Origin of the sequence: Salipiger sp. 1_MG-2023, from assembly GCF_030547555.1 — a bacterium.
GTDB lineage: Bacteria > Pseudomonadota > Alphaproteobacteria > Rhodobacterales > Rhodobacteraceae > Salipiger.
This window is the reverse complement of record NZ_JAUOQN010000054.1, coordinates 22,143-31,592: the sequence shown is the minus strand read 5'-3', so window position 1 is coordinate 31,592 and position 9,450 is coordinate 22,143. Positions and strand designations below refer to the sequence as shown.

9 protein-coding genes and 1 tRNA gene are annotated in these 9,450 nt (G+C 65.2%); 2 read left to right on the top strand and 8 right to left on the bottom strand.

Annotation, left to right across the window (positions count from 1 at the left end):
* Positions 1-294 precede the first annotated feature (294 nt).
* Positions 295-370: transfer RNA gene (locus tag Q4543_RS19690), tRNA-Ala, on the bottom strand.
* A gap of 97 nt (positions 371-467) precedes the next feature.
* Entirely contained in the window at positions 468-788 is a 321-nt protein-coding gene (locus tag Q4543_RS19685) for a TIGR02300 family protein (protein WP_216004379.1), read from the bottom strand.
* Between the two features lie 134 nt (positions 789-922).
* Between Q4543_RS19685 and Q4543_RS19680 the strand changes: the two genes are divergently transcribed.
* Both Q4543_RS19680 and Q4543_RS19675 read left to right on the top strand, forming a co-directional pair.
* Complete coding sequence (locus Q4543_RS19680; protein WP_303441140.1) at positions 923-1,612, top strand: M48 family metallopeptidase; 690 nt, start codon at positions 923-925, stop codon at positions 1,610-1,612.
* Positions 1,613-1,642: 30 nt separating this feature from the next.
* The gene (locus Q4543_RS19675; protein ID WP_216004377.1) at positions 1,643-2,293 is read left to right on the top strand and encodes a GntR family transcriptional regulator; all 651 of its coding nucleotides are present in this window, start codon (positions 1,643-1,645) and stop codon (positions 2,291-2,293) included.
* Here Q4543_RS19675 and Q4543_RS19670 read toward each other — a convergent pair.
* The 6 genes from Q4543_RS19670 to Q4543_RS19645 all read right to left on the bottom strand — a co-directional run bounded on the left by Q4543_RS19670 (position 2,290) and on the right by Q4543_RS19645 (position 9,276).
* Complete coding sequence (locus Q4543_RS19670; RefSeq protein ID WP_303441138.1) at positions 2,290-2,508, bottom strand: formate dehydrogenase subunit delta; 219 nt, start codon at positions 2,506-2,508, stop codon at positions 2,290-2,292. The two genes, Q4543_RS19675 and Q4543_RS19670, sit on opposite strands and share 4 nt — an antisense overlap.
* Complete coding sequence (fdhD, locus tag Q4543_RS19665) at positions 2,498-3,316, bottom strand: formate dehydrogenase accessory sulfurtransferase FdhD (protein WP_303441136.1); 819 nt, start codon at positions 3,314-3,316, stop codon at positions 2,498-2,500. The genes Q4543_RS19670 and fdhD overlap by 11 nt, the downstream gene beginning before the upstream one ends.
* Entirely contained in the window at positions 3,313-6,234 is a 2,922-nt protein-coding gene (gene fdhF, locus Q4543_RS19660) for a formate dehydrogenase subunit alpha (RefSeq protein ID WP_303441134.1), read from the bottom strand. Before fdhF ends, fdhD begins: the two co-directional genes overlap by 4 nt.
* Positions 6,235-6,325: 91 nt before the next feature.
* Positions 6,326-7,840, bottom strand: coding sequence for an NADH-quinone oxidoreductase subunit NuoF (locus tag Q4543_RS19655; protein ID WP_303441132.1), 1,515 nt, complete (start codon positions 7,838-7,840; stop codon positions 6,326-6,328).
* Positions 7,837-8,304, bottom strand: coding sequence for a formate dehydrogenase subunit gamma (locus Q4543_RS19650; RefSeq protein ID WP_303441131.1), 468 nt, complete (start codon positions 8,302-8,304; stop codon positions 7,837-7,839). Before Q4543_RS19650 ends, Q4543_RS19655 begins: the two co-directional genes overlap by 4 nt.
* Before the next feature lie 90 nt (positions 8,305-8,394).
* Positions 8,395-9,276, bottom strand: a complete 882-nt coding sequence (locus Q4543_RS19645; RefSeq protein ID WP_303441129.1) for a LysR family transcriptional regulator — start codon at positions 9,274-9,276, stop codon at positions 8,395-8,397.
* Positions 9,277-9,450: the final 174 nt, after the last annotated feature.

Sequence of the window (9,450 nt, the reverse complement as noted above, 5' to 3'; positions counted from 1 at the left end):
GTCGGTCTGCTCATCCCCTCCAGTTATCGCACTGGATTCGCAAGGTGAATCCCTCACAGGCTTTGTGCAACAGAGCCTCTTGCCCGCACCGGGACCGCCCGTCACGACGAAGAAATGGTCGCTCATGGGCCACCCTCGGGTTTGAAAGGGGAAGGACTGCGCAGCGATCGACGCGTTGAAAGGCGCGGATCAAGGCAGCACAAATTTTCATAGGAAAAACAGAACCAGTCTGCACGGCAGAGGCAAATCCTCTGATGAGAAAGGCAGAACTATCTGGTGCTTTTCAAAGAGGTTTGGTGGAGCCTAGGGGGATCGAACCCCTGACCTCCTGCATGCCATGCAGGCGCTCTCCCAGCTGAGCTAAGGCCCCGTGCGATGTCGTTCCCGACGTCGTGCGGCGTGATCTACGCAAAGCCGCGGGCGGGTTCAAGGGAAAAACCGCCGCCCGCGGAAGAAATTTTCAGGCCTCAGTCGTCGTCGTTGCCGGGCACGTCGTGGATGTCGTCGAGCGAGACGTTGTCGTCTTCGTCGTCGTCATCAAGCACATCATCATCGTCGAGATCGACCTCGACGTCCTCGTCCAGCAGATCCGTCTCATCCACATCCTCGGCAGCCGCCTTGCGCTTGGCGCCATCGGCCGCATCGGCGACAAGCATCGTGCGCTTGCCGGTGTCGAGCTGCAGAGTCTCGCCGGTATACGGGCTGACGATAGGGTTCTTGTTCAGGTCATAGAAACGCTTGCCAGTGGTCGGGCAGACGCGCTTCGTGCCCCATTCTTCCTTGGGCATGGGTGATCCCCTTCCTTGAAGGCCGTATCGCGGCCAGCCATGTCGACAATCTGCGCCCTCTGCCATATCAGAGGGCAAGTGTCAAAGGCCCTGTGTCAAGCGCAGTCTGCCTTTGCGTCATTCAGGTAGGATTCATGGGTCAGATCACGCTTCCGGGCAACCCTCCGATTGCGGTTACTTTGCGCCGCTCCGCGCAGGCGCGGCGGTTGTCGCTGCGGCTCAGCCAGATCGACGGCAAGGTGACGTTGACCATGCCGCGCCGTCTGCCCGAGCAAGAGGCGCTGGGGTTTCTGCGCGACAAGGAAGGCTGGCTGCGCGGGCATCTCGAGGCGCGGGGCGAGGATGTGCGCATCACGCCGGGGGCGCTGGTGCCGATCGAGGGTGTCTTGCGGCAGGTCGTTCCGGGGGCTGGGCGCAGCGTGGTCCTGTCGGACACGCGTGTCGAGGTTCCGGGCGCGCCGGATCGGGTCGCAGCGCGCCTGCAAGGCTGGCTGCGCACGCTTGCGCGTGAGAGGCTGGCCGAGGCGTCTGACCGGCATGCCGCCGCGCTGGGGCGGCCCTACGCGCGCCTGACGCTGCGCGACACGCGCTCGCGTTGGGGGTCGTGCACCCATGATGGCGGGCTGATGTATTCGTGGCGGCTGATTATGGCGCCGCCCGAGGTGCTTGATTACGTCGCCGCGCATGAGGTGGCACATCTGGCCGAGATGAACCATTCGGCGGCATTCTGGGCGGTGGTCGAGCAGCTCTATGGCGATTGGCGCGCCGCCCGCGCCTGGTTGCGCGACGACGGCGGGGCGCTGCACCGCTATCGATTCGATTGACGCCGCCCGTATTTGTGATCACATGACCGCATGACCCCGACACCCCGCGCTTCCGATGTTGCCTCGTCTGCCCATGACCGCGTCTATCGCGGGCTGCGCGGGCAGATCATGCTTGGCCAGATCCCGCCGGGCGAATCACTGACGCTGCGGGGCATCGGGAAAAGTTTCGACGTGTCGATGACCCCCGCGCGCGAAGCGGTGCGGCGGCTGGTGGCCGAGGGCGCGCTGTCGATGTCATCGTCGGGGCGGGTGTCGACCCCCGAGCTGTCGAACGAACGAATCGAGGAACTGGCCGCTCTGCGCGCCCTGATCGAGGTCGAGCTGGCGTCGCGTGCGCTGCCGCGGGCGCATATCGCGCTGATCGACCGGCTTCAGACCATCAACAACGCAATTTCCGACGTGGTGCGCGAGCGCGACGCGGTCGGCTACATCCGCAGCAATCTCGAATTTCACCGGACCTTGTACCTGCGGGCGCAGGCTCCGGCGATGCTGGCGCTGTGCGAGACGGTGTGGTTGCAGATGGGGCCGACGATGCGGGCGCTGTATTCGCGGCTGCGGCGCAGCGAGGCGCCGCAATATCACAAGCTGATCATCGCCGCGCTGAAGGCGGGCGATGAGCCGGGGCTGCGGCTTGCCGTGCGCACCGATGTCACGCAGGGTCTGCGGATGCTGGCGAGCTAGGCCTCGGCGGGGACAGCGATCAGATCTTTGGCCTCGATCACCAGCGGGTGCAGCCTTTCGCCGCCACTGGAGAGATGCGCCAGTAGTTGCGTGCGCATCCGGGGTTCCCAGAAATCGTTGATATGCGCAGCAACGCCACCCGCCCGGTCGCCGGGCTGCGAGGCAAAGAATGTGGCGATCTGGTTCGCCATGGTGATCATCTTGTCAGGCGACATAGGAATCTCCGTCCCGGATGCGGCCGGGTGCCGCGTAAAGCTCGAACCCGCCAGAGCGGGCAAAGGCGGCCAGCGTCAGCCCGGCCTCTTCGGCGACGCTCAGCGCCAGCGCGGTGGGGGCCGATACGGCGACCAGCACCGGGCAGTGCGCCAGAACGGTCTTTTGCACCATGTCCACCGACACCCGGCTGGTCAGCACGAAGGCACCCTCCGCCGGGTCCATATCCTGCCGCGCCATCGCGCCGATCAGCTTATCAAGCGCATTGTGCCGCCCGACATCCTCGCGGGCCATCTCGATACCTTTGCCAGGGCGCAGAAACCCAGCCGCGTGCACGGCGCGGGTCTGGTCGTGCAGCGGCTGGTGGGCGCGCAGCTGATCGGTTGCCTGCGCGATCTCGGCCGGGTCGAACACCGGGCCACCATCGGGCAGCCGGGGCAGGGTGCGCAGCGCCTGATCAAGGCTGTCGATGCCGCACAGCCCACAGCCGGTGGGGCCAAGCAGGGCACGGCGACGCTCCTTGAGCGCCGCGCCGCGATCGTCGCGCAGCCAGATCCGCGCCTCGATGCCGCGCGCATGGGGCACCGCCTCGAAGTCGCGCACCTCGCGCGGATGCGCGATCAGCCCTTCGGACAGCGCAAAGCCATAGGCGAAATCCGCGATGTCCGACGGGGTGGCCATCATCACCGTCTGCGTGGTGCCGTCGAACACCAGCGCAACGGGCACTTCTTCGGGCAGGGTGCGCACCACCTGCCGCATCCCCTCGCGCCGCACCGCGATCCCCGGATGGCTGTGCGCCAGCCGGCTCATTCCGCCGCCGGAAGGATGCGGCGGGCCTGCGCCGCCTGAGCGTTGTAATCTTCCTGCCAGTCGGTCGGCCCGTTGCTGGGCGACACCTGCACGGCGGTGACCTTGTATTCCGGGCAGTTGGTCGCCCAGTCCGAGAAATCGGTGGTCACCACATTGGCCTGCGTGTCGGGGTGGTGGAAGGTGGTGTAGACCACCCCGGGCGAGACGCGATCCGTCACCTTGACCCGCAGCGTGGTTTCGCCGGTGCGCGAGGCCAGCCGCACCCAATCGCCATCGTTCAGCCCACGGTTTTCCGCATCATGCGGGTGCAGTTCCAGAACATCGGCCTCGTGCCAGACGACGTTTTCGGTGCGCCGGGTCTGCGCACCGACGTTGTACTGCGACAGGATGCGCCCCGTCGTCAGCAGCAGCGGGAAGCGCGGCCCGGTCTTTTCATCGGTGGCGACATATTCGGTGACGATGAACCGGCCCTTGCCGCGCACGAAGCCATCGACATGCATCAGCGGCGTGCCCTCGGGGTGATCTTCGTTGCAGGGCCACTGGATCGAGCCAAGCGCGTCGAGCCGCTCATAGGTCACCCCGGCAAAGCTGGGGGTGGTCGCCGCAATCTCGGCCATGATCTGTTCGGGGTGGGTATAGGCCCAGCCCGCGCCCATCGCATTCGCCAGCAATTGCGTCACTTCCCAATCCTCATAGCCGTTCTTCGGGGCCATCACCTTGCGGACCCTGTTGATACGACGCTCGGCGTTGGTGAAGGTTCCGTTCTTTTCAAGGAAAGACGAGCCGGGCAGGAAGACATGCGCGTAATTGGCGGTCTCGTTCAGGAACAGGTCATGCACGATGACACACTCCATCGCCTTGAGCCCCGCCGCGACGTGATGCGTGTCGGGGTCCGATTGCAGGATGTCTTCGCCCTGACAATAGAGCGCCTTGAACGTTCCCTCGACAGCGGCATCGAGCATGTTGGGAATGCGCAGGCCCGGCTCTGGGTCGATTGTCACGCCCCACGCCTTTTCAAAGATCGCGCGAACCTCGGGGCCTTTGACATGGCGATACCCGGGAAGCTCATGCGGAAAGCTGCCCATGTCGCACGATCCCTGAACGTTGTTCTGACCGCGCAAGGGGTTCACGCCGACCCCCTCTCGCCCGATGTTGCCAGTCATCATCGCGAGGTTGGCCAGCGACATGACGGTCGTGGACCCTTGCGAATGCTCGGTCACGCCAAGCCCGTAATAGATCGCCGCGTTGCCGCCGGTTGCATACAGCCGCGCCGCCGCACGCAGCTCACCGGCATTGACGCCGGTCAGCAGGGCGGTGGATTCCGGCGCATGGCGCCTGTCGGATACGAATTCGGCAAAGGCCATGAATTCGTCCCAGTCACACCGCTCGCGGATGAAGGCCTCGTCATACAGCCCCTCGGTAACGATGACATGCGCCAGCGCGGTGACCACGGCGACGTTGGTGCCCGGCGTCAGCGGCAGGTGATGCGCCGCAGATACATGCGCGGATTTCACCAGATCGATGCGGCGCGGGTCGATGACGATCAGCTTTGCGCCCTCGCGCAGGCGCTTTTTCAGCCGCGAGGCAAAGACCGGATGCCCGTCGGTCGGGTTCGCCCCGATGACAAGCGCCACATCCACCTGTTCCACGCTGTCGAAATCCTGCGTCCCCGCCGAGGTGCCAAAGGTCTGCCCCAGCCCATAGCCGGTGGGCGAATGGCACACCCGCGCGCAGGTATCGGTGTTGTTGTTCATGAACACAGCGCGGGTCAGCTTCTGCACGAGGTAGGTTTCCTCGTTTGTGCAGCGGCTCGACGTGATCACCCCCAGCGCCTTGCGCCCATGCTGTTCGCGGATCGCCCCAAGCCGCGCGGCGGCAAAGCCAAGCGCCTCGTCCCACGAGACCTCGCGCCACGGGTCCTCGATCCGCTCGCGGATCATTGGTTTCAGAATGCGGTCCGGGTGGCTGGCATAGCCATAGGCAAAGCGCCCCTTGACGCAGCTGTGCCCCCGGTTCGCCTTGCCATGCTTCCATGGCACCATGCGCACCAGCTCGTCGCCATTGAGCTCGGCCTTGAAACTGCACCCGACGCCGCAATAGGCGCAGGTCGTCACCACGGAGCGATCCGGCGTGCCTAGCTCGGCCACGCTCTTTTCCTGCAACGTTGCGGTGGGGCAGGCCTGCACGCAAGCCCCGCAGCTGACGCAATCCGAGGTCAGGAAATCATCCGCCGCCCCGCCCGCCGACACCCGGCTGTCGAAGCCACGCCCCTCGATGGTAAGCGCAAACGTCCCCTGCACCTCTTCGCACGCCCGCACACAACGCGAACAGACGATGCACTTGCTGGGATCATAGGTGAAATACGGGTTGCTGAGATCCTTGGGACTGTAGCGCGGATTGGCCTCACCCGAAGGCATCCGCAACCGCGCCTCGGATTGCGACCGCGCCCCGGTGCCGGACGGATCGAAATGATTGTCGCCGGGCGTATACCGCACGTCGCGCAACCCGACCATCCCGGCCATCTCCTGCAATTCGCAATCACCATTGGCCGAACAGGTCAGACAATCCAGCGGGTGATCGGAAACATAAAGCTCCATCACCCCGCGCCGGATCTTCTTGACCTTCGGCGATTGCGTATGAACCTTCATCCCGTCATGCACCGGCGTGGTGCAGGACGCGGGCGTGCCGCGCCGCCCCTCGATCTCCACCACACACAAACGGCACGATCCGAAGGCCTCGACGCTGTCGGTCGCGCACAGCTTGGGCACGGTGATCCCCGCCTCGGCCGCCGCCCGCATCACCGAGGTGCCCGCCGGCACCGCCACAGCAATGCCATCAATGGTCAGATGTACCGGCTTGCCCGTTTTGGCAGGGGTGCCCATGTCCTTGTCATCCCAAGGAATGATGAAATCCTTCATCGGGCGCTCCTCGCGTTTCTTCTGGCCAGAAATATCCCGGGGGTGCGGGGGCTGGCCCCCGCGTCGGGCCGCTCACACAGGCGCAACAGTGTCATTCCGCGGCCTCCTTCACGCCTGCAAACTCCTCGGGGAACAACCGCAGCGCTGACATCACCGGATAGGGCGTGAACCCGCCAAGCGCGCAAAGCGAGCCATCGGTCATGGTTTCGCAAAGATCGCTCAGCAGCTCGACCGCCGCGCCGTCGCCGGCGGCGATCCGGTCCAGCGTCTCAACCCCGCGCACCGCGCCGATGCGGCAAGGCGTGCACTTGCCACAGCTCTCCACCGCGCAGAATTCCATCGCAAAGCGCGCCATGCCCAGCATGTCGGCGCTGTCGTCGAACACCACCAGCCCGGCGTGGCCGATCAGCGCATCCTGACCGCCGAACTCTTCATAGCCGAAGGGCGTGTCGAACTGCTCCTGCCCAAGATAGGCGCCCAGCGGCCCGCCAACTTGCACCGCCTTCACTGGGCGCCCCGTCGCAGTGCCGCCCGCCAGATCGGTCACGATCTCGCCCAAAGGCATCCCGAACGCCGTCTCGAACAGCCCACCACGCGCGACGTTTCCTGCGATCTGCAGCGGGATCGTGCCCTTGGAGCGGCCCAACCCGAAATCGGCGTAATAGGCGGCGCCCTTTTCAAAGATCACCGGCACCGTCGCCAGTGAAATCACGTTGTTCACCACGGTCGGCTTGCCGAACGCACCTTCAAGCGCGGGCAGGGGCGGCTTTGCCCGCACCACGCCGCGTTTGCCTTCGAGCGAGTTCAGCAGCGAGGTTTCCTCGCCGCAGACATACGCCCCCGCGCCAACCCGCACCTCCAGTTCGAACGCCTTCCCGGAACCCATCACATCGGGCCCGATCACCCCGGCCGCGCGTGCCAGCACGATCGCGCGGCGCATCACATCCACCGCGTCGGGATATTCGGACCGGGTGTAGATATAGCCCTGCACGGCGCCGCAGCCGAGCCCGGCGATGGCCATGCCCTCGATCAGGCAGAACGGATCGCCTTCCATGATCATCCGGTCGGCAAAGGTGCCGCTGTCGCCCTCATCCGCGTTGCAGACGATGTATTTGCGATCCGCATGGGCCAGCCGCACGGTGTCCCATTTGATACCCGTCGGGAAACCGGCCCCGCCGCGCCCGCGCAGGCCAGACAGCTTGACCTCGTCGATGATCGCGTCCTGACTCATGCCGATGGCGCGGCGCAGACCGGCAAGCCCGCCATGCGCCTCGTATTGCGCCAGCGACAGCGGGTCGGTCACGCCGCAGCGCTGAAAGGTCAGGCGGGTCTGGCGCTTCATCCAGTCAAGCTCCTCGACCAGCCCCAGCGACGAGCTGCCGTCAAAGATCGCCGCCACGTCGTCCGCATCCATCGGGCCATAACCGATGCGGCCGGCCTCGGTTTCGACCTCGACCAGCGGTTCCAGCCAGATCATCCCACGCGAGCCATTGCGCGCGATTTCGACATCGACACCGCGCCGCGCGGCCTCGGCGCGGATCGCGGCAACGACGTCTTCGCTGCCCAGTGCCTTGGCGGCGCTGTCCATGGGAACCCAGATCTTCATGCCGCGCCCTCCATCGCCTTTTCCAGCCGGGCCAGATCCGCCCGCGCCACCAGCTTGCCGCCGACCATCGCGGCGGGGGCGCAGGCGCACAGGCCAAGGCAATAGACCGGCTCGACTGTCAGCTTGCCGTCGGCGGTGGTGCCGCCCCAGTCCAGCCCCAGCTTGTCCAGAACCGCCGCCGAGAGTGCGTTGGCGCCCATCGATTGGCAGGCCTCGGCGCGGCAGATCTTGACCACCACATCGCCCGCGGGTGTCTTGCGGAAGTCGTGGTAAAAGCTCATCACCCCGTGCACCTCGGCCACCGTCAGGTTCAGCGCTTCGGCGATCACCGGCAGGGCCTCTTGCGGCACAAAGCCGTAAGCCTCTTGAATGGCATGGAAAATCGGCAAGAGCGGCCCTTCGAGATGCATCTGTGTCTCGATCAGGGCGGTGATGTCGTCGGTGCTGGGGGCCGCGTGAGGCATCCTGGCGTGTACTCCCTTGAAGTTGAGGGAAAGTGCCAGATGAACGATAGGCAAATCAATATCGCTGTTTCGTCAGCTGATAGGGTTTCTCTATCGTGCGACCCGCTCCGCCGCGCCCAGAAGCGCCTGCAACACCGGGGTATAGGGCTCCTGATGTGGCGCGATCAGGCCCACGGCAGGCCCGCCGCCCTGATCCCGGAGCGGCACGCGGGCCAGCGGTTTGCCTTCGCACAGGAACCCGGCCAGATCGCCGGGCAGGATCGTCACCCAGCCGCCGTGCAGCACATTGGCCACCAGCACCACGGTGGAATTCGATTCAATCAGCGCGGCGGGGCCGACGCCCGCCTCCATGAAATGGCGGTTGATGATGCGCCGGTTCTGCATGTCGGGGGTCAGCAGGCACAGCCGGGCGTCCCCCAGCGCATCCCAGCCGATGGCGTCGCCTTGGGCAAAAGCATGGTCGGGGCGGCACACCAGCGTGTAGCTTTCCGTATACAGGGGCCGCGCCGTCACCCGGCCCAGAGGTTCCTGATCGAGATAGGTGATGCCAGCGTCGATCTCGAGATCGTCGAGCATTGACAGGATCTCGGTCGAGGCGCGCGACAGGACGGTAAAGCTGACATTCGGGTGCTTTTCCGCAAAGCCGGTGACGAGTTTGGACGCCCATGTCAGCGCCGTCGGGATCACCGCAAGCCGCAGATGGCCCGCAAGCCCTTCGCGAGAGGCGCGCATTTCCTCGCGCAGGCGCCGCGTGTCGCCAACGATCTGCCGGGCACGCACCAGCGCCCGCTGGCCTTCGGGGGTCATGCCGCCAAAGCGCGAGCCGCGAATGACCAGCTTGACCCCAAGCTGTTCCTCAAGCTGGCGAATGCCCGTGGACAGCGTTGGCTGGGTGATCCCGAGCGTTTCGGCGGCGCGGCCGAAATGCTGCTCGCGCGCGAGGGCGATGAGCATTTCCAGCTTGGCGATCATGTTTGGCTATCGAAATTCTTCATATCGATAGTTAATCCGCAATGGAGCGCCAGAGCAAGCACAGCCGCCAAAATGCGACGATGTCGGTTTTCACTCTCGGATTGTTGAATACTGCGCGGAAGTGCTTAATCTTTACTTAACGATACGCGAACGCGTCCGCCATGAGGCCCTCAG

Excerpts from the sequence above, each read along its gene's own strand:
- Q4543_RS19685 (WP_216004379.1), bottom strand. The coding sequence starts at position 788 with ATGCCCAAGGAAGAATGGGGCACGAAGCGCGTCTGCCCGACCACTGGC.
- Q4543_RS19680 (WP_303441140.1), top strand. The coding sequence starts at position 923 with ATGGGTCAGATCACGCTTCCGGGCAACCCTCCGATTGCGGTTACTTTG.
- Q4543_RS19675 (WP_216004377.1), top strand. The coding sequence starts at position 1,643 with ATGACCCCGACACCCCGCGCTTCCGATGTTGCCTCGTCTGCCCATGAC.
- Q4543_RS19670 (WP_303441138.1), bottom strand. The coding sequence starts at position 2,508 with ATGTCGCCTGACAAGATGATCACCATGGCGAACCAGATCGCCACATTC.
- fdhD (WP_303441136.1), bottom strand. The coding sequence starts at position 3,316 with ATGAGCCGGCTGGCGCACAGCCATCCGGGGATCGCGGTGCGGCGCGAG.
- fdhF (WP_303441134.1), bottom strand. The coding sequence starts at position 6,234 with ATGAAGGATTTCATCATTCCTTGGGATGACAAGGACATGGGCACCCCT.
- Q4543_RS19655 (WP_303441132.1), bottom strand. The coding sequence starts at position 7,840 with ATGAAGATCTGGGTTCCCATGGACAGCGCCGCCAAGGCACTGGGCAGC.
- Q4543_RS19650 (WP_303441131.1), bottom strand. The coding sequence starts at position 8,304 with ATGCCTCACGCGGCCCCCAGCACCGACGACATCACCGCCCTGATCGAG.
- Q4543_RS19645 (WP_303441129.1), bottom strand. The coding sequence starts at position 9,276 with ATGATCGCCAAGCTGGAAATGCTCATCGCCCTCGCGCGCGAGCAGCAT.